The organism is Halosaccharopolyspora lacisalsi, assembly GCF_014137975.1.
GTDB lineage: Bacteria > Actinomycetota > Actinomycetes > Mycobacteriales > Pseudonocardiaceae > Halosaccharopolyspora > Halosaccharopolyspora lacisalsi.
In genome coordinates this window covers 1,435,325-1,453,938 of record NZ_JACGWZ010000001.1, presented here as the reverse complement: position 1 = coordinate 1,453,938, position 18,614 = coordinate 1,435,325, and the positions used below count along the sequence as shown (strand labels likewise).

Annotated in this window: 15 protein-coding genes and 1 pseudogene; 7 read left to right on the top strand and 9 right to left on the bottom strand. The window is 67.9% G+C overall.

Going from position 1 to position 18,614, the window contains the following annotated elements:
• The first annotated feature begins 431 nt into the window (after positions 1-431).
• Positions 432-2,294 carry a Na+/H+ antiporter NhaA gene (gene nhaA, locus FHX42_RS07065; RefSeq protein WP_220479589.1) on the top strand — a complete coding sequence of 621 codons (1,863 nt, stop codon included), beginning with the start codon at positions 432-434 and terminating at the stop codon, positions 2,292-2,294.
• Between the two features lie 578 nt (positions 2,295-2,872).
• Here nhaA and FHX42_RS26995 read toward each other — a convergent pair.
• Positions 2,873-3,253 carry an ArsR/SmtB family transcription factor gene (locus FHX42_RS26995; RefSeq protein WP_182543274.1) on the bottom strand — a complete coding sequence of 127 codons (381 nt, stop codon included), beginning with the start codon at positions 3,251-3,253 and terminating at the stop codon, positions 2,873-2,875.
• 121 nt (positions 3,254-3,374) lie between these two features.
• Here FHX42_RS26995 and FHX42_RS07055 point away from each other — a divergent pair, with 121 nt between their 5' ends.
• The 3 genes from FHX42_RS07055 (at position 3,375) to FHX42_RS07045 (ending at position 6,291) form a co-directional block, all read left to right on the top strand.
• The gene (locus FHX42_RS07055; protein WP_220479587.1) at positions 3,375-4,352 is read left to right on the top strand and encodes a cation diffusion facilitator family transporter; all 978 of its coding nucleotides are present in this window, start codon (positions 3,375-3,377) and stop codon (positions 4,350-4,352) included.
• Positions 4,353-4,921: 569 nt separating this feature from the next.
• Positions 4,922-5,293 (top strand): BlaI/MecI/CopY family transcriptional regulator, encoded by a 372-nt coding sequence (locus tag FHX42_RS07050; protein WP_182543272.1) that lies wholly within the window; start codon positions 4,922-4,924, stop codon positions 5,291-5,293.
• On the top strand, positions 5,290-6,291 hold the full coding sequence (locus FHX42_RS07045) for a M56 family metallopeptidase (RefSeq protein ID WP_182543271.1): 1,002 nt from the start codon (positions 5,290-5,292) through the stop codon (positions 6,289-6,291). Before FHX42_RS07050 ends, FHX42_RS07045 begins: the two co-directional genes overlap by 4 nt.
• Before the next feature lie 169 nt (positions 6,292-6,460).
• Here the strand turns inward: FHX42_RS07045 and FHX42_RS07040 are convergent, their stop codons facing one another.
• Positions 6,461-6,691, bottom strand: a complete 231-nt coding sequence (locus FHX42_RS07040; RefSeq protein ID WP_182543270.1) for an SHOCT domain-containing protein — start codon at positions 6,689-6,691, stop codon at positions 6,461-6,463.
• Positions 6,692-6,942: 251 nt separating this feature from the next.
• Here FHX42_RS07040 and FHX42_RS07035 point away from each other — a divergent pair.
• Positions 6,943-7,303: pseudogene (locus tag FHX42_RS07035) on the top strand (BlaI/MecI/CopY family transcriptional regulator).
• Positions 7,304-7,668: 365 nt separating this feature from the next.
• On the opposite strand, the gene FHX42_RS07030 reads toward FHX42_RS07035, so the two are convergent.
• From FHX42_RS07030 to FHX42_RS07015, 4 genes are all read right to left on the bottom strand, one after another.
• A complete protein-coding gene (locus tag FHX42_RS07030; protein ID WP_182543269.1) occupies positions 7,669-7,875 on the bottom strand; it encodes a hypothetical protein in 207 nt (68 codons plus the stop codon).
• Between the two features lie 430 nt (positions 7,876-8,305).
• Positions 8,306-9,769, bottom strand: a complete 1,464-nt coding sequence (locus FHX42_RS07025; RefSeq protein ID WP_220479585.1) for a multicopper oxidase family protein — start codon at positions 9,767-9,769, stop codon at positions 8,306-8,308.
• A gap of 227 nt (positions 9,770-9,996) precedes the next feature.
• Positions 9,997-10,443 carry a C40 family peptidase gene (locus tag FHX42_RS07020; protein ID WP_182543267.1) on the bottom strand — a complete coding sequence of 149 codons (447 nt, stop codon included), beginning with the start codon at positions 10,441-10,443 and terminating at the stop codon, positions 9,997-9,999.
• A gap of 194 nt (positions 10,444-10,637) precedes the next feature.
• Positions 10,638-11,048 carry a hypothetical protein gene (locus FHX42_RS07015; protein ID WP_182543266.1) on the bottom strand — a complete coding sequence of 137 codons (411 nt, stop codon included), beginning with the start codon at positions 11,046-11,048 and terminating at the stop codon, positions 10,638-10,640.
• Between the two features lie 1,325 nt (positions 11,049-12,373).
• Between FHX42_RS07015 and sbnA the strand changes: the two genes are divergently transcribed.
• A complete protein-coding gene (sbnA, locus tag FHX42_RS07010; RefSeq protein WP_182543265.1) occupies positions 12,374-13,354 on the top strand; it encodes a 2,3-diaminopropionate biosynthesis protein SbnA in 981 nt (326 codons plus the stop codon).
• Positions 13,351-14,724, top strand: coding sequence for an MFS transporter (locus FHX42_RS07005; protein WP_182543264.1), 1,374 nt, complete (start codon positions 13,351-13,353; stop codon positions 14,722-14,724). The genes sbnA and FHX42_RS07005 overlap by 4 nt, the downstream gene beginning before the upstream one ends.
• Before the next feature lie 172 nt (positions 14,725-14,896).
• On the opposite strand, the gene FHX42_RS07000 is transcribed toward FHX42_RS07005, so the two are convergent.
• The 3 genes from FHX42_RS07000 to FHX42_RS06990 all read right to left on the bottom strand — a co-directional run bounded on the left by FHX42_RS07000 (position 14,897) and on the right by FHX42_RS06990 (position 18,612).
• Positions 14,897-15,523 (bottom strand): class I SAM-dependent methyltransferase, encoded by a 627-nt coding sequence (locus FHX42_RS07000; RefSeq protein ID WP_182543263.1) that lies wholly within the window; start codon positions 15,521-15,523, stop codon positions 14,897-14,899.
• 171 nt (positions 15,524-15,694) lie between these two features.
• Positions 15,695-17,110: an NADH-quinone oxidoreductase subunit N gene (locus FHX42_RS06995; RefSeq protein WP_182543569.1), complete on the bottom strand. Its 1,416-nt coding sequence runs from the start codon at positions 17,108-17,110 to the stop codon at positions 15,695-15,697.
• Positions 17,111-17,112: 2 nt separating this feature from the next.
• Positions 17,113-18,612, bottom strand: a complete 1,500-nt coding sequence (locus FHX42_RS06990; RefSeq protein ID WP_182543262.1) for a complex I subunit 4 family protein — start codon at positions 18,610-18,612, stop codon at positions 17,113-17,115.
• Between the last annotated feature and the right edge of the window lie 2 nt (positions 18,613-18,614).

Genomic DNA, 18,614 nt, shown 5'->3' with positions numbered 1-18,614 from the left:
TGGTGGTGACCAGCTCGGTGAAATGACCTGGCCTCGTCCACACCGCCGGTCTGAGGGTCCTTGGAGAACCCGGAGCACCTCATGGGGCTGGTTGGTGACCTTGTTGGTGCATGGGTCGATGTGGATGCCGTAGGCCGCAAGCAGGCGCATGTGCTTGTCCTTCTTGCCGAGCACCCACGTAATGGCGAGGGCTCACACTGCTGTGACCGGCAATCCGGTGTAGAGCCACGTGGCGGCCGGAGCGGGGTTGTTCAGCCACGGCGAAGCCGTGCTCTCCGGACGTCGTGAGGTTAGGGGCGTTGGTGAGTCGCGTGCGATCAGTGTTCGGTGTGCGCAGAATATCCCGCAGCCACGTCTTATCGACGCGACTTGGCTGACCCGCTCGGGTGGGGCCGATCTCGCCGTGTACCGCGTCTGGAGGCCATTGCCCGATGAGGTTGCCCGCGTCCACCGCCACCCGATCTCTGCCGCGGGCGGTGCAGGCGTTCCTGGCCACCGAGGCCAGCAGCACGCTGCTGTTGCTGGCAGCGACCGTAGTCGCGATCGTGTGGGCCAATTCCCCGTTCACCGCCAGCTACGAGACGCTCTGGCACACCCCGCTGGCGGTGCGCATCGGCGTGCTGGAGCTGGAGCTGGATCTGCGGCACTGGATCAACGACGGGCTCATGGCCCTGTTCTTTTTCGTCGTCGGGATGGAGGTCTCCCGCGAGTTCACCCTCGGCGAGATGCGCGACCGCCGCATGGTGGCGGTTCCGCTGCTGGCCGCACTGGGTGGGCTCGCACTTCCCGCTGTGCTGTATCTGGTGATCAACGCCGGAGGCCCGGGAGCGATCGGGTGGGGCATCCCGATCGCCACCGATACGGCGTTCGTGCTGGGAGTGCTGGCGCTGGTCGGGCCGCGGTGCCCGGATCCGCTGCGGGTGTTTCTGCTGACCCTGGCTGTCGTGGATGACGTGGGAGCCATCGGTGTCGTCGCGATCGTCTACACGAACGAGATCAGCGTTTCCGCGCTGGTGGCCGCTGTCGTGCTGTTCGTGCTCGTGCTGGTGGTGCGGCGGGTCGGTATCCGGTGGGCTCCGCTGTTCACCGTGCTGGCGGTGGCGATCTGGGTGCTGACCGTCGAGTCCGGGCTGCATCCCACTGTCGTCGGGTTGGCGCTGGGTGCCCTCGTCCGGGTGTACGTCCCACCGGACGTGCGGGTGCTGCGCGTCGGCGAGCTGGCCCAGGCCTTCACGAGAAATCCCACGCCGGAGCGAGGCCATGCGGCTCGGCGCGAGTTGCAGGCCGCGGTGCCGCCGAACGAGCGCCTTCAACTCCGCCTGCACCCGTGGACCAGCTATGCCGTGATCCCGCTGTTCGCACTGGCCAACGCCGGCATCCCGCTCGGGGCGGACACGCTGGCACGGGCAGCGACCTCGCCGGTGACCCACGGCGTCGTGGCCGGTTTGGTGGTCGGCAAGTTCGCCGGTGTGGCTCTGGGCAGCTGGGTCGGACTGCGCTCCGGGCTGGGCTCGCTCCCCGGTCAGCTGGTGTGGGGCCAGCTACTCGGCGGCGCGGCCCTGGCCGGGATCGGGTTCACGGTATCGCTGTTCATCACCGAGCTGGCCTTCGCCGAACAGGCACTGCGCACCGAGGCGAAAGTCGGGATCCTGGCAGGGTCGCTGCTGGCGGCGATCATCGGGCGGGTGATCTTCTGGCTGGCCTGGAACCGAGGAGCGGTGTGCGCCCCGCCCGGGGAAGACACGCCCGCAGAGCAGTTGCCAGACACGCTGGCCGAACCCGTCTCCGAGCACGACCACGTTCTCGGACCGGAGAACGCCACGGTCACACTGGTGGAGTACGCGGACTACGAGTGCCCGTCCTGCGGCATGATGCATCCGGTGCTGCACGCTCTTCGAGCGCGATACGAGAGTCAGCTGCGGTTCGTGTTTCGGCACTACCCGATCGACTCGCTGCACCCGAACGCGCGCAGAGCCGCACTTGCCGCGGAGGAGGCAGGGGCCCAGGACCGGTTCTGGCAGATGCACGAACAACTGTTCACCCACCAACGACAGCTGGATACAGACGGTCTGGCAGCACACGCCGAGCAGGTCGGCCTCCCCGCAGACGTGATCACCAGCCGACGCGTGCGCAGACACATGGACCGGGTGGACGCCGACATCGCCTCCGGCCGCGCCAGCGGCGTCCGCGGCACGCCCACCTTCTTCGTCAACGGCCGGCGCTACGAGGGCGGCAACAACACCATGGAGCTGACAGCCGCGATCGAATCCGCGCTGGCGGAGTCCAAGCAGTAACCGTACAGGACCTGGCGGTACGAGCCCTCGTCGCACGGCACGAGGCCGTCGGAATCCACTTCCGTGACCCACCGGGTCACGACAGGGCTATGGTGCGCGCTGCTGACCAGCAGAAAAGCCAGAAGCGCCATTCCTGCTTCTGTCACTACTCGGATCCCATCATCTCGAGTGTCCGGTCCAGCGGGGGAAGGCCAGTCGAACGCTGCCCCACCATCGCCATGACGTGCCCGTAGGACCGAGCCGACGAACTTCCGACACCGCGTAAGCAGTCGGTAACGAACGTGCTCGGGATCCTGTCTTCGGACACGGGACCAGAGCCGTCTCGAGCTCTGCACTCGAGACGGTCTCGCGGGCAGCTTCTCAACGCGCAGCGACCCGAGGGTAGGGGGGTACCGTACGCAAGCCTCGATTCGCCTTCGTCGCGCCGATCAGCTCGGCTACGACAGAAGCACGACCAGAAGACCCCACGCCCACGTCTCAACAGTTCACCCTCGGCCATGCGGCCGCAGCTCACTCCGAACCTGCGGCCAGGTCCCGCGAGCCCCCGGAGAACACATGCGTCCTCCCGAACGCACCGGTCAGTCGCGGTGACCGTCATGGGCGAGCGCCAACTCGACGAGTTCACGGACGTGGTCATCGTCGAGTGAGTAGTAGATCGTGCGCCCTTCTCGTCTGGTCCCGACCATGGATTCCGAACGGAGAAGGCGCAGATGTTGCGAGGTAGCAGCCTCGGACAGACCGATCGTCACCGCGAGGTCGTTGACCGACAGTTCTCCGGCTGCCAGCAAAGCGACGACGATGCGCAACCGCGCTGCCTCACCCAGCAGGTGCAGTGACCGCGTCACTCGAAAAAGGGCATCCTCGCCGGGCAACGCAGCCCTCGCCGTCGCAACACGCTCGGGATGGCGCGAACGGGGTTCGTGCTTCGACGACTGGTTCGGGTGATCCGCCTGGGGCACCCGGCACCTCCTCCCGGATCCGGTGTGTTCCGGAAACAGTCTATTACTTGCGTACTTGCGCAAGTGTTTGTAAGTTGATACTTGATCGTATGCGCAACTATTGATGCATTGGAGGCGGCCGGTGCGGCAGAGCAACCAAGACTCCACCGGTAAAGAGCACCACGGCCACGGCCACGGCCACGGCCACGGAGTCGGACCACACACCGACAAGAAGAAGTTGACCCTCGCCCTGGTGCTCTTGGGCGGTTTCATGGTTGGCGAAACCATCGCGGCCGTCCTCGCCAACTCGCTGGCACTGCTGTCGGACGCTGCGCACATGCTCACCGACACGGCCTCGATTGCTTTCGCTCTGATCGCCATGAGCTTGAGCACGTGGGGCAGCTTCGGTGCCTACACCTTCGGGCTCAAGCGCTCAGGCACTCTGGCCGCTTCTGTCAACGGCCTCACCCTCACCACCCTGGGCGCCTACCTCGCTTACGAAGGTGTGCACCGACTGATCGATCCGCCCGAGGTCGAAGGCCTCACCGTTCTGGTCGTCGGCGCCATCGGCATCGTGGTCAACCTCCTCGCCACGTGGACAATGGCCAAGGCCGACCGCGACAGCCTCAACGTCGAAGGCGCCTTCCAGCACGTCCTGACCGACCTCTACGCCTTCATCGGCACCACTGTGTCCGGTGTGGTGGTACTGACTACCGGGTTCACGCGCGCCGACGGCATCGCCGCACTTATCGTGGCAGCTCTCATGCTCAAGGCTGGCGTCGCCCTGGTGCGCGAATCCACGCGCGTGTTCCTCCAAGCAGCACCACGAGGTGTCGATCCGCAAGAGATCGGCAATGCATTGACCTCCGATCCACAGGTCACCGAGATCGACGATCTCCATATTTGGGAAGTCGCCTCCGGATTCCCCGCCCTTTCCGCGCACGTCGTTGTCGACGATCAGGCCGATCTCGACTCCGTCAGGCACCGACTGATCGAGCTACTCGGTGAGCGGTTCGGTATCGATCACACGACCCTGCAGATGACCCACACCACTGCAGCGTCGCACGTCGAGAGCTTCGCCGCCCGAGGCTGCCCACCACGGCAGGGCAGCAACGTCTGAGAGTGCCGGGACGTCCGGGGCGGCGGCGCCCTCCGCCCCGGACGGATCACTTCGCCTTCGTCAAGGACGAGTTCCGACCGGCTCACCCCACGGAACAACCACAGGCCATACGTGGTCCGGCAGTACACGCTCAAGCAAGCGTAGCTGTGCGTTTTCGCGAATGCTTCCCCGTGTCGGTGGCTGTCCTGCGGTGCTCGCGTTACCAGTGACACTTGCAACCGAACCAGCACTGTCCACGATCGACCCCGAGTACTGCCCGACCGGCCCTTCACATGGCAGACACAACTCACCATGCTCCTCCGTCAACCCCTGCTTTCAGTCAGGCTCTTTTCGGAGTCGAGACCACCGAACAGGCCGGTTTGTCGAGTACACGTCTCGCCCCCACGTCGGCAGCGCTCGCACTCATCGATCTCCCCGGCACGTGATCCAGTGCGGCTCGGAGTACCACAGCAGGAGTGGTCACGGTTCTTCCTGCCGCTCGTAGTGAACCGGGTGCGGTTGAGGTGTTCCGGCCCGGACCTACTATGGAACCGGGTGCCAACAGCGGTGCCTGTGGCGAGGGAGGACTTGTGCGCGGTTTCGGGGAGCTCGAAGCAGAGATCATGGACGCCGTCTGGGACGCGGACGAGTCGCTGACGGTTCGCAACATCCTGGAACGGATCGATCACGAGCGCACACCCGCCTACACCACCGTGCAGACGGTGACCGAGATCCTCTACCGCAAGGGGTGGCTGCAGCGTCACAAGGACGGCCGCGCCTGGCGCTACCGGGCCACCCACAGCCGGGAGGAATACACGGCGGGACTGGTCGAGGAGGTCCTTTCCTCGACCCCGGACCGGACCGCCACCCTGGTGCGGCTGGTCGAGCAGATGGACCCCGACGAGGTCTCCGAACTGCAGGCCGCCCTGGATGCCGCGAAGAACGCGGAAGACCGCTCATGATGGTCGCCCTGGCACTGTTCGCCTACGCCGCCTTCCTTCCCCTGGTCGTCGCCCCGGTGATGTTCCGGTTCCGCGTGTTCGACCGCGCACCCAACCTCGGCATCCTCGCCTGGCAAGTCCTGGTGGCCTCGACGCTGTCGTCGGTGGTGCTGGGCGGGATGAGCCTGCTGGTCCCCTCCGCACCCGTCAGCTCGGGGATCGCCGACTTCCTCGAAGCGTGCTCGATGCTCATCCGCCAGCGCTACGCGACCCCGGCGGGCGCCCTCCTGGGCGGCACCGGGCTCGCCCTGGCGACCGTCGTCACGATGCGGACGGGTTACCACCTGGCCAAGGTGTCCTGGGAGGCACGTCGGCAGCGGCGCGCGCACCAGCACACTCTCGCGCTCGTCGGTCGCGATGGCCCGGACGACACGACCCTGCTCGAACACACCTCGGCCGCCGCCTACTGCCTGCCGGGCGGACAAGACCGCGTCGTGCTGACCACCGGTGCTCTGCAAGCACTCAGTGCCGACCAGCTCCGCGCGGTCCTCGCGCACGAGCGCGCGCACCTGCGCCATCGCCACCACCTGATCCTGCTCCTCGCCGGTGCCATCGCCAACGCGTTCCCGCACAGCCGCACGTTCCGCACCGCCCACTCCGAGATCGCCCGGCTCGTCGAACTCGCCGCCGACGACGCAGCCGTGCGCAACACCGACCGCTTCACCCTCGCCGAAGCCCTGCTCACCCTCAACAGCGGCCGCAGCCCCGCCGCGACACTCGCGGCGAGAGGAAGCACGGCAGCTGCCCGGGTGCGCCGGCTCATCGACGCGCACTCACCCCTGCGACTCGCACCGAGCGTGACCGGGGCAGCTCTGGCACTGCTCGTCCTCGTGCTGCCTCTCACCGTGGCAACCGGCCCGGCGCTGACGGCCATCGGTGCCGACCACTGCTCCATCGACCCCGCGACGTGGAAACCCCAGATCACCGCCTTGTTCACCGGTTTCCAGGGGCACTGCTGACAGCGGAGGCACATTCAGCATCATGCTGTTGTCAGCTTCAACAGGCCCGGGTACGCACCGCCCGTCCCCGTCCACGCATTCGCCGATCACGGTGGAATCGCCGCTGCCGTGGCCGGGCCACCGAATGGGCCGAGAGCAGCAGCCCGGTTGGGTGACACCGCCCCAGGGCTCACTCCTCGCGCAGGTCGTTCCTCCGCCATCGGTATTCGTCCGCATCGATCTCCCCGGCAGCGTAGCGGCGCCGAAGTTCCTGCTCGGCCCGATCAGCTCGAGACTCCGCTCCAGTGAGCAAATGACGAACGAGCCACACGATCGCAACAATGATCAGCACGAGCAGGGCGAGGCCGATGAGCCCCCAAAGCAGCATTCCCACCCCCATGCCACCCATACCGTCCATCATGACGCCCCCCTGCAGTCGTGTAGACACGGACCAACTCACTACTAACCAGACTAGTGCGCCAATCGCACACAGCACGGTGACACCGCCGATCTCCTGGCCACGCTCGGACCACTCGATCACCACCAGGCCGCTTCGGGAGACGCATCGCCACGACGAACGCGACGGGCGGCCTCACCCGACCCTTGCGCCACTGGCGCGTTGCGCCCGGCGGTAGCCGTACCTTCTCACCGTGAAAGCGAGAGGAAGGTGCCATGCAGGGGTTAGGTGAATTGGAAGGTGCGGCGATGGACGCGCTGTGGCGGTCCGATACACCGCTGTCGGTGCGAGAGGTGCTCACCCGAGCTCAACCGATCGCGCCAACTCGCCTACACCACCGTCATGACCGTGCTGGACAACCTGTACCGCAAGGGGTGGGTCGACCGTGAGCTCAGCAGCCGCTCCTACCAGTACGCACCACGCGAAGGCAGGCAAGAAGCAGCCAGTCGCGCGGTGCGAGAGCTGCTCGAGTCCAGCGGAGATCCGGAGGGGGTGCTGCTGCATTTCGCGCAGTCCGCCTCCGACGAGGAAACCGTCGTGCTCCGGCGTGGGCTGCGGCGGCGGTCCCGGAAATGACGGGGCTGCTGCCGCTCCTGTTCGGAGTCCTGGCCGTGGCATGGTGCACACCTTCGATACTGCACGCGCTCCTCCGGCGCGGAGTCGATCCGCAAGGAGTGCTCGTGCTGTGGGGCGTGCTCGTCGGCACCTCGTTCTTCACCGTGACCGGCTCCCTGCTGGCTGCGCTGCTGCCCACGCACAGCGGTCTGCCCCGGTTGCTGCAGCTGATGCACCACTGCTGGAACAGCCTGCGGCACGGCTCCGCCCCCCCAAGCGCACAACCTCACCGCCGCACTCCTGCTGAGCATCCTCGTGAGCGCGGTGGTGCTCGCCGTCCGCAACCTGGTTCACCGCCTGCACCGACAACGCCGCCTGCACCGGCGTCAAGTCGAGCTGCTGCGGATCGCGGCGAGAACCGCCCCCGGGCCCATCCCGACGATGTGGCTGCCGCATGCGGGCTGCTGGCCTACAGTGTCGCAGGCCGCCGGGAATTCGTGGTCGTCTCCGAGGGCCTGCGCGAGCAGCTCGGCGGCACCGGCTGCGCCGCGGTCATCGAACACGAGCGCGCACACCTGCGCGGACGACACCATCTGCTGGTGGGGATCGCCGAGGCGCTAGCGGCCTCGGCGCCCTGGCTACCCCTGACGGGACGTTCCCCCGCCCTCGTACGTACGGCGGTCGAGCTGACCGCCGACCGTGCCGCCGCACGCACGTACGGTGCCGTCACCGTACGGTCCGCACTCCTCGCCATGAGTCGAGCCCCACGGACCGCACCACCCCCTGCGCTGGGAATGGCCCAGGATAGCGTCGCGCTCCGCCTACGCCACCTTCGGTCATCACGGGCAACCGTAGCTCGCCCGCCCCGGCGGATACTGGTTTCGGGACTCGCTGCGTTGGTCGGCCTTTCGCTACCGGTGGCGGGTGGTATCGGAATTCTCCTGATGACGGCGACGGCTGTCTGCTCCTCAGCGCTCGGCGGTTGACCAGCCCTCATCGTCACAAACGGCGGCCCCGCACGGCTCAAGCCACGCAGGACAACACGGTCATCATGCCGGATTCACCGTGGTAGGTGTTGTGGCAGTGCACCAGCCACTGCCCCGGATTGTCGACCTGGAAGTCCACCTCGACGGTCTCCAACGGTCGCACGATGACGGTGTCCTTGCGAGCGCCCGCACCCCGCCCACCCACGAGCTGGAACGTGTGTCCGTGCAGGTGCATGGGGTGAAACATCATCGTCGTGTTGACGAACCGCAGTCGGACCCGCTCGCCCCGGCGGATCGGCATGGGTTCGCGCTGATCGAAGGTGCGGTCGTTGATGGTCCATCGGTACTTGGCGGAGGAGTCCATGCCCAGTTTCAGGGTGTGCGTGCGGTCGGGCTCTCCGGGCCGTAGTCGGACGGGCTCGGTCGCGCGCAGCTCCTCGGCCATCCGCGTTCGGCTCGCCAGCTCGCGGGGTCGCACCGTCGCAGGCGGAGCGGTACCGGAGCCGGTGCGGATCAGCGCCATCGCTTGGCCCCGCTTGCCCTCGGCCGAGGCCACGATCGGGAAGACGCCGTCACCGACCGTGACGAGGACGTCGTAGCGTTCCCCCATCCCCAGCAGCACCGAGTCGGTCTCCACCGGCTCGATCGGGAAACCGTCCGTGTGCGTGACGGTCATGCGGTGCCCGCCGACGGCGACCCGGAACGCGGTGTCGGCCCCGGGGTTGATCAACCGCAGTCGCAGCCGCTGCCCCGGCCTCGCATCGGCGACGAAGGGGGCGGAGGGAATCCGGCCATTGATCAGGTAGTGCGGGTAGTCGACGTCGCCGGTGTCGGCTCCCAGCGGTCCGCCGCCCGCGCCGCCGTGTCCTTCGCCACCTTGCATGCCGCCCGTACCGCCGTGCCCCATGCCACCCATCGACATGCCTTCGCGCCGCAGCTCGGCGAGCTGCGCCTCGGGACCGGCGCTGACACCGTCGAGCCAGTCGTCGAGGACCAGCACCACCTCGTCGTCGTAGCGGCCGGGCTCGTCGGGGTCTTCCACGATCAGCGGGGCGTAGAGCCCCCGATCGAGTTGCATGCCGACGTGGGAGTGGAAGAAGTACGTGCCCGCGTCCGGCACGGTGAACTCGTAGCGGAACCGCTCCCCCGGAGCCACCGGTTCCTGCGTCACAGCGGGCACACCGTCCATGTCGTTGCGCAGTGCGATCCCGTGCCAATGGATCGTGACGCCCTCGGGCACGGTGTTGCGCAAATCCGCCCGCAGCACGTCCCCGCGGCGTACCCGGATCTCCGGTCCCGGAAGGCGGTCGTCGAAGGTCCAGGTCGGCACCCGGATCCCTCCGAGATCGACTTCGGAAGGCTTGGCGAGCAACTCCTTGCTCACCACGGGCGCGTTCGGCGCGCGACGAGCGCGTTCGGCCTCACGCACCGCCCGGCTGCCCGGCCGAACCGGTTCGGCATTCGGGGCACCGCACGCCTGCGCGGCGGTGACCGTAGCCAAACCGGCACCGAGGCCGAGAAAGCGTCGCCTGCTCGTCACCGGGGGTGTTTTCTCCACACCACTGCCAACCGCGCTTTGCACCCCACCGGAACGCTCACCGTTCGTGCCCACTCGAAAGATCCTCACGATTACTAACTTACCTAGTAATTACGGAAGAGCATCGCACGAGCCACGAGAGAAGCCCCACACGGGGGCAGGCGCCTGCCCACCTCGTTGCCTTCGAGTGGTCAACCGGCGTAGCGCCGGGCGCCGATGTAGTGCCCTTCGCTTTCCATCGAGCGGACGTCGACCAGTTGCCCTTCGGTGGGCACATCGATGATCTTGCCGTTGCCGACGTACATGCCCACGTGGTGGATCTGCGACGGATCACCGCTGCCGTCGTCGTAGAACAACAGATCGCCGGGCCGCAGCTCGTTCCTGGAGACCGGTCGACCGGCCCGGTACTGGTCCGGCTCGTCCGGAGGGATGTCGATGCCCGCCTGCTCGTAGGCCCAGCTCGTCAGTCCGGAAAAGTCGAACTCCGCGGGGCCTTCAGCACCCCACTCGTACTCCGAACCGCGTTTCGCCAGGGCGGCCTGCAACGCCGTGTCGGCTGCTCGGGGTGGGCCGAAGTAGCTGCCGGTGTCCTGCACCGTGCTCAACTCGGTCCTCTTCTCGGCGCTGAGCTGTTCCATGGCTCGACGCACCTGCACGGCCTCGTCCTCCAGCTACCGCCTTCCGCGTCGTGAGCTGTTCGGTCAGCCGTTCGGCCGCGTTCGCGGCTTCACGAGCGCGGCGCCGTGCCGCTTCGGCAGCCGTGCGCGCCTGTTCTGCTCGCTCCACGGCTTGTGAGTACGCGTCCAGGAATCCTTTTTGTCCACTGCCAAGGTCACGAGCACGGTTCGCCGATCCAGAAACGCCCCGGGGGCTCGCTGACCAACAGCGCGGAAACCGTGTTCAGTCGTGCACCCTTGTACGGGGCCTTGATGAACCGATCGACGCGGCCGCGCGCCTTCACCTGAACCGCCCTGGCCTCCTCCGCAGCGCGCGCCCGGGCCGAGGCGTCGTCGGCCGCAGCGAGCTCGTTGCGCTTGCGCTGGAGATCCTGCTGCGCGGCGAGCAGTTCCTCGTTCGCCTTGGCGGCCTTCGTACCGAGCTTCTTGTACCGCTGGAGGGACTCGGAACTGCTCGACGATGGTGGACTCGGTTCCGCGGTGGCCACAGGTGGGTCAAAGCCCAAGGTCAGCGCAACCGTCGTCGCTGCGCCTGCGCGCACGAACCGGTTCGATCGGTGTGCCATCTGTCGCGCGTCACTCCTTTGTTCGTCTCGGTACCCCGGCAGCTGCACAACTCACCTTGAGACAGCGCTTCGACGGACGGGCTTCCCACGTTGCTCCCGCGGTTGCCCCCTGCACGACCCCCGAACGCCACCAACAAGCCGCCCCCAGGCGAGCGCCCGGTGGCTGCGACCTCGGGGTAGCGGTCAAGCCACCTGCCGCCAACCCTCCTTCCTACTAAGGTCGCTAGTACTAACGAGCCTCGGAAGCCCGGACACGACGCGCACTAGTCCAGAGATCGGGAACGACGACCGCGGTCGAGCGCTCGGTCATGCGCTTCGAACGCGTACCGACCGCAGGCATCACCCTGGCGACGCATCCGCCACAGCTCCACCCCGGAGAAAAAACCACGAAGGGCTCTACTAGGGTTGCTAGTACAAGATCACCCACATCGGGAGACCACGAACATGGTTGCGCGTTTATACCACCGTGATCCCACCAGTTCACTTCACCCTCACCACACACTGGTGGCCGTTCGTGCAAGAGAAAGCACACGAGTTAGCTGGGACGAGGAACGGAACCTACGGTGGTGACCATGAGGGAGTTGACCGTTCGGCGGCACGCCCGGAAGGCGTTCCTCGCGTTGCCCATTGTTCTTGTCGGCTTCCTCATCGGGCATTTCAGTCTGCTTCCGACGCACGGTTTACCCGCGCACGCAGCGCTGATGAGCCACACAGCGCCCGGCGCTTCCGAAATGGACACCCTGCGGCAGGGGACGCAGGAGTCCGGACCGTCCTCGGCGGATGGCTCGGGTTCAGCACACCCCACCCGAGCCGATGGTGATCACCGACATGGCGACGAGTCTCCACATTGCCACGCGGGGCCGGTTTTTTCCTGGACACCCCCTGCTCGCTTCACTCACTCCGACATGGTCGACCTGGGCCCTCGGCTGTTCGTCGCCGCCATCGGGATCACCTTCGGCCGCCCCCTCCTGTCCTGGTTGCGGACTCGCCACCGGCAGTGGTCGTCCCGACCGCCCTGGCGGCCGTCCGGAACGGATCTTCTGACATTCACCTGCGTGTCACGAACGTGATGCGAGCGCGAGGAAGCGTTCTCACCGGAAAACGGGCGATGAACATCTGCTGAAGCAGCACCTTTTCGTGAAGGCGTTTTGCTTCTCGATCGACGACTGCTCCCGACATCTGTCAGGAGCACGGTGACATCGGTCCACCCTCTCGTGCAGGACGCTCCCCTCGGAGAACTTCCTCAGTTCCTTCTCAGGTTTCCCCAACTCGTTTTCAGCGACCACCACCGTCGACCGGTTCGGGTCGCTGTCAGGAGGTTCGCGTTGATTCACGATTCGGTACTCGACTGTGTCGGATCCACCCCGATGGTGCGTCTCGACCGCTGCTTTCCCGAGCCGCACGCGGAGGTGCTGGCCAAGCTGGAGATGCTCAACCCAGGCGGCAGCATGAAGGATCGCCCCGCGCGCTACATCGTCGAGCAGGGCCTGGGTGACGGTAGCCTGCGACCGGGGATGCGTCTGGTGGAGAGCACTTCGGGCAACCTGGGCATCGCCCTTGCCATGGCGGCGAGCCTGCACGGGCTGTCGTTCACCGCCGTGGTCGATCCGAAGACCTCGCCGGCGAACCTGCGCCTGCTGGAGCTGTTCGGCGCCGATGTCGACATGGTCACCGAGCCCGACGACTCCGGCGGCTACTTGCACACCCGGGTGCGCCGCGCCCGGGAACTGGTGACCTCCACTTCCGGGGCCGTGCTGGTCAACCAGTACGCCAACGACCGCAACTGGCGGTCGTACCACGACACCGCCGGCGAGGAGATCCTGCGCGCGGTCGACGGGCCGATCGACTACCTCGTGGCGGCGGTGTCGACGACCGGCTCCATCCAAGGCATCGCACGGCGGCTCCGCCAGGACAGTCCCCACCTGAAGGTGGTGGCCGTCGACGCCGTCGGGTCGGTGATCTTCGGGGCGCAGGCCGGTCCGCGGCAGCTTCCCGGTTTCGGGGCCAGCCGGGTGCCCGAGATCCTCGATCCCGACGAGATCGACGAGGTCGTCCACGTCGCCGATGCCGAGTCCGTCGCCGGGTGCCGCCGACTGCTGACCACCGAGAAGATCTTCGGCGGTGGCTCCTGCGGTGCGGTGGTGACCGGGCTCGAGCACCTGGTCTCACGGCTGGAGCAACCCGCACGGATCGTGACCCTGCTGCCCGATCGCGGTGAACGCTACCTCGACCTCGTCTACGACGACGAGTGGGCGGCGGGGCTGGCCGAGCCGTGGCAGGAACCACAGCAGGCGGTGCGCTCATGACCCGCACGCTGCGAGGAGAGATTTTCGTAGCCGCCCCGGAGCAGAGTTACTCGAGGGCGACCCATCGCCGGAATCTGATGCTGTTGTGGGCCGGGCAGTTCGTCAACACCGCCGGGCTGATGATGCTGGTGCCGATCATGCCCTTCTACCTGCAGGGCATGGGCACCGGTTCGGTGGCCGCGACGCAGACTTGGGCCGGGGTGGCCATCGCCGCCCCGGCGCTGGCCCTGACCGTGGCCACTCCCCTCTGGGGCCGGATCGGTGACCGGGTCGGTCGCAAGTGGATGGTCGTGCGCGCCCTGCTGGGACTGGCGGTGGCCATGGGCGTCATGGCCACCGCCACCACCCCGCTGCTGCTGGTTGCAGGACGTCTGCTGCAGGGCACGCTCGGCGGGGTGGTCGAGGCCGCCGCGGCCTTCGCCGGCTCGGTCGGTTCCGGAAAGAAGCGCGGCTCGTCGCTGGGCAAGTCCTTCAGCGCCACCGCCGCCGGGGCACTGGTCGGACCGGTCGCGGGAGGGGTGTTCGTCGGAGCAGGAGGGCTGCGCCCCCTCATGCTGGTCATCGCCGCCGCCGCGGTCCTGCTGGCGGCAGCGTGTGCCCTCGGACTGCACGAACCGGCCAGCGAGCCCACCGGCGACAACACGCCCACGGGGGCATCGCGCCGCACACGGCGCCCCAGCGTGACGCGGGTGCCCGGGGCCGTACCGCTGGCCCTGGCCGCCATCGGCGCCTACTTCGGCGTCTACGGACTCATCCCCGTCTTCGCCGCGCAGGTCAGCAACACCGTGCCCGATCAGGGCTCGGCCAGCCTGTGGGTCGGCGTGCTCTACTCTGTGATGTGGGGAGCCACCCTGCTCGGCTCGTTCTGGTGGGGCAAGCACAACGACATCAGCAAGCGCCCCCTGCGGACCTTCGCGCTCGCCGCGGCCGCCTGCGCCGTCAGCATCGCGCCACTGGCTCTCCCCCTCGATCCGGCCCTGCTCATCCCGCTGCGGCTCGTGCAGGGCTTCGCCTTCGCCGCCCTGGCCCAGTCGCTGTTCCTGCACTTCGGCAACCACGCACCCCAGCAGCACCGCAGCGGCTTCGTCAGCTCGGCCAACAGCTTCCTGCTCATCGGCCAAGCGGCCGGACCGCTGCTGGCCGGACCCTTGATCGGGCTCATGCCCGTGGCGCCGACCATCGTCGTCATGGCCACGGCCTGCGCGATCGGCAGCGTCCTCGCCGCCGAACCCGCTCGTACCGAGAACACGACCAGCGGAGACACCGACAATCCGGAATACGGTGCGGAACCCCGCTCAGAGGAGGCTTCGGAGGAACAGACGGCACCACTACCGCTGATCGGTACGGAGCACTCGCCGCAGCGGCGTTGACCTCCTTCCCTTCCGCGCTCCCGGTACACCACCACCGTGGTTCGCGCAGGACGGTGCGCCGTGGCTGCCCGAGGGGCCCGAGGGTATGCCAGCCCTCGGACCCCTCGGCCCAATCGATTTCGATCATGTCGAGACCCCGGCGGCACGTGAACGGCGTGATCCGGGCCGGATGTCACGGTCGGTTGGCGAGCACGCGGAAGGCGATGCCGGCCTTGGCCCGCGACACGGCCTCGACCCGGAACCCCGCCTGTTCAAGCAGTGGCACCGGATCGCGGGTGAGGTGGTCGGCGAGGAGACGAGCGGTGCCGTGTTCGGCCAGTCGCATCCCCGCACGCAGGATCGCATTGTCCGACGGCCCGTGCTCGACCAGCACGAAACGTCCGCCAGGTCGCAGTGCGCGGTAGGCCTCGCGCACTGCGGCGGCCGGGTCCGGGATGGTGCAGATCGTGAAGGTGGACACGACCGTGTCGATACTGGCATCGGGCAGCTGCAAGGCCTGGACATCACCTTGGTGCAGCTCGACCCGGTCAACAAGCGCTTCGGTGGTCACGCGCTCGCGGGCGAGGGCCAGCATCCGTTCGGACAACTCGACCCCGACCACCGTGACGTCGGCCGGATACAGCGGTAGGTTCAGTCCGGTTCCGACCGCGATCTCCGCGACCCGGCCGCGGGCGTGCTCGACGGCCCACCGCCGGCTGCCGGGAAACAAGAACCGCTCGCACACCCCGATCTGCCGGTCGTAGCGGTGAGCGATCTTGTCGAAGAACCGGACCACGTCGGTGTTGGTCAACGTCGGCATCATCCCCACCTCTTCCGTCACTGCGACGGGAACGGCGCACCCGACCCGCTACCACAAGCATGGCGCGAGGACGAACCGGGCACATCCGGGGGAAACCCCGGATGTCGTCAGGGTGGCGAGCACGTCGGCCTCCACCGTGGATTCACCCGAAACGTGGTCCACCACCGCCGATCATGGCAGTAATGGACCGCTCACCAGGGGAAGTACCACTCCGCCGGCGACGCCGAGAGCCAGGGACGCGGCTGCGGCGGTGTAGGCACCGAGAGCCGGCCAGCGTCCGGCTGGGGCGAGCACTTCCTCCGAGTACGTCTCGGGTTCCGCGGCAAAGGCGGGGGCGATCCAGCGCAGGTAGTAGAAGAGGCTGGCGATGGTGTTGACGACGGCGACGACGGCCAACCAGGCGTAGCCGCCGTCGATGGCGGCGCTGAAAATCTCGAGCTTGCCGAGGAACACGGCGGTGGGCGGTGTGCCGACCAGGCCGAGCAGGCACACGACGAGTGCCGCCGCGAGGCCGGGGTGGCGACGTGCGAGGCCGCGGTAGTCGGCCAGGTTCGGGGCGTGGGGCAGTGCGGCGACGACGGCGAAGGCGCCGAGGTTGGTCACGGCGTAGGCGGCCAGGTAGAGCAGCAGCGCGGGTAGTGCCAGCTCACTGCGGGTGGCGACGGCGACGGCCAGCAGGAGGTACCCGACCTGGCTGATCGTGGAGTAGGCCAGCAGGCGACGCACGGTGTCCTGGAAGAACGCGGCCAGGTTGCCGAGCGTCATCGACGCGGTGGCCAGCACGGCCACCAGCAGCGGCCAGTTCACCCCTGCCGCGGGCAGGGCCTCGGCCACCAGCCGGTAGGTGGCGATCAGGCCGCCGATCTTGGGCACGGTGGTGACGAACGCGGCCACCGGGGTACTGGCGCCTTCGGTGATGTCGGGCACCCAGAAGTGCGCGGGCACCGAACCGATCTTGAACAGGAGCCCGGCGAGGACGGCGACCAAGCCGACCGCGACCGCGGCCTGCGGTGCGCCGGGCAGATTCTGGGCCAGCGTGGCGTAGCCGGTGGAGCGGCCCGCGCCGTAGAGGACGGTGATGCCGGTGAGCATGGTGACACCGAGCAGGGCGCCCATGAGGTAGTACTTCAGCGCCGCCTCAGTGCCCAGGGCGTCCTTGACGAGCCCGGCCAGCGCGTACAGCGGGACCGAGGCCAGCAGGTAGCCGGCCATGAGCAGCAGCAAATCGGTGGCGCCGACTAGCATGATCGTGCCCAGCGCCGCGAGCAGCATCAACACGTAGAACTCGGTCTCGCGCGGGTGAGAGCCGACCGTGTCGATCGACAGGCAGATCGTCAGCAGGGTGGCGGCGAGCACGATGACCCGTCCGGCGTTGGTGGCGGTGTCCACCGCGTAGCTACCGCCGAAGACCAGCTGCGGCGCACCACCTATTGCAGCGGCGGTGGCGGCCAGGCCCACGAGGCAGGCCAGCGCGGCAAGCAGGCGCACCACCCACTGGCGGTGTCGGGGAAGCCAGGAGCCGAGCAGGATCCCGAGCACGGCCCCGGCGGTTAGAGTCAGTTCGGGGGTGAGGGCGGCGGGACTCATGTTCACGAGCTCACCACCCCGATCAGCGTTGCCGAGGAGGGTTCGATCACGTCGAGCAGGAAGCGCGGCAGCACACCGATCAGGATCGCCAGCGCGAGCAGGGGCACGATCGAGGCGGTCTCGCTCGGCTTCAGGTCGGTGAAGCCGGACTCGGGCGCGCCGGGGATCCGCGCTTCCCCGAGGAAGACCCGGTGCAGCGCGCGCAGCAGCAGTCCCGCGGTGATCAGGATGCCGAGCAGGGCCAGCGCCGTGGCGACCGTGGCCGGACCCAGGCTGCCGGCGAGGATCTGGAACTCGGCGATGAACCCGGAGAATCCGGGCAGGCCGAGCGAGGCGAACACGACGAGTCCGGTCACCCCGGCGAAGACGGGAGCGGGGCCGGCCAGCCCGGAGTAGGCACCCATGTCGTAGCTGGCCGCCCTGTCGTGGAGCACCCCGGCGAGCAGGAACAGCGCACCGGTGAGCAGCCCGTGGCTGACCATCTGGGTCACCGCCCCGGTCACGGCCAGCGAGCGGGCCTGTTCGTCGCTGCCGGCGGCGAGGCCCGCCGCACCGACGGCCAGGACGACGTAGCCCATGTGGTTGACGGAGGTGTAGGCGACCATGCGCTTGAAGTCCTCCTGGGCCAGCGCCACCAGCGCGCCGTAGAGCACCGAGACCACCCCGATGACCACGACCACTCCGGCGTACTGGCGCCAGGTGTCTGGGAGCAGCGGCATCGCGATGCGCACGAAACCGTAGGTGCCCATCTTCAGCAGCACCCCGGCCAGGATCGCCGACCCGGCAGCCGGGGCATCGGTGTGCGCCGGCGGCAGCCAGGTGTGGAACGGCACGGTCGGAGTCTTGACCGCCAGGCCGACGCCGATCGCGAGCAGCACCAGCGCGCCGTAGAGCTCACCGCCCGCCAGGGGGTTAGTCCGGGTGAGGGCGACGATGTCGAAGGTGTGCGGGTCGGCGGCCAGGTACAGCCCGATGAAGCCCAGCAGCAGGGCCAGCGATCCGAGGAAGGTGTAGAGGAAGAACGTCAGGGCCGACTGCCTGGCTCGCCCGTGTCCCCAGCGGGCGATGACGAAGTACATGCCCACGATGGACAGGTCGAAGTAGACGAAGAACAGGATCAGGTCCAGCGCGGTGAACAGGCCCAGGCTCACCGTCTGCAGGCCCAGGAACAGCAGCACGAAGCTCTTGACCCGGTGGGTCTGGCGCAGCGAGTAGATCGCGCACGCCAGGAACAGCGCCGCGGTGACCGCGACCAGCGGCAGTGACAGCCCGTCGACGCCGACGTGGTAGCTCACCCCGGCGCTGGGGATCCAGGGCAGTCGCTGTTCGTAGGCCAACCCACCGCCGAGGTCGTAGCCGATCCAGGCGGCCACGACCAGGGCGAGATCGGCGGCGGCCACGGTCACCCAGCTACCTGTGAAGACCCGCTTGCCGGCGGAGGCGGGCACGCCCACGAGCACCGCGGCGGCGGCCAGCGGGAGGAACACGATCAACGACAGCACGG

Bases quoted from the DNA above. Each gene is read 5' to 3' on its own strand.
- FHX42_RS07015 (WP_182543266.1), bottom strand. From the start codon at position 11,048: ATGGCACACCGATCGAACCGGTTCGTGCGCGCAGGCGCAGCGACGACG.
- FHX42_RS07020 (WP_182543267.1), bottom strand. From the start codon at position 10,443: ATGGAACAGCTCAGCGCCGAGAAGAGGACCGAGTTGAGCACGGTGCAG.
- FHX42_RS07040 (WP_182543270.1), bottom strand. From the start codon at position 6,691: ATGATGGACGGTATGGGTGGCATGGGGGTGGGAATGCTGCTTTGGGGG.
- FHX42_RS07000 (WP_182543263.1), bottom strand. From the start codon at position 15,523: ATGCCGACGTTGACCAACACCGACGTGGTCCGGTTCTTCGACAAGATC.
- FHX42_RS07005 (WP_182543264.1), top strand. From the start codon at position 13,351: ATGACCCGCACGCTGCGAGGAGAGATTTTCGTAGCCGCCCCGGAGCAG.
- FHX42_RS06995 (WP_182543569.1), bottom strand. From the start codon at position 17,110: ATGAGTCCCGCCGCCCTCACCCCCGAACTGACTCTAACCGCCGGGGCC.
- nhaA (WP_220479589.1), top strand. From the start codon at position 432: ATGAGGTTGCCCGCGTCCACCGCCACCCGATCTCTGCCGCGGGCGGTG.
- FHX42_RS07045 (WP_182543271.1), top strand. From the start codon at position 5,290: ATGATGGTCGCCCTGGCACTGTTCGCCTACGCCGCCTTCCTTCCCCTG.
- FHX42_RS07030 (WP_182543269.1), bottom strand. From the start codon at position 7,875: ATGGTGTCGTCCGCGCAGGTGTGCGCGCTCGTGTTCGATGACCGCGGC.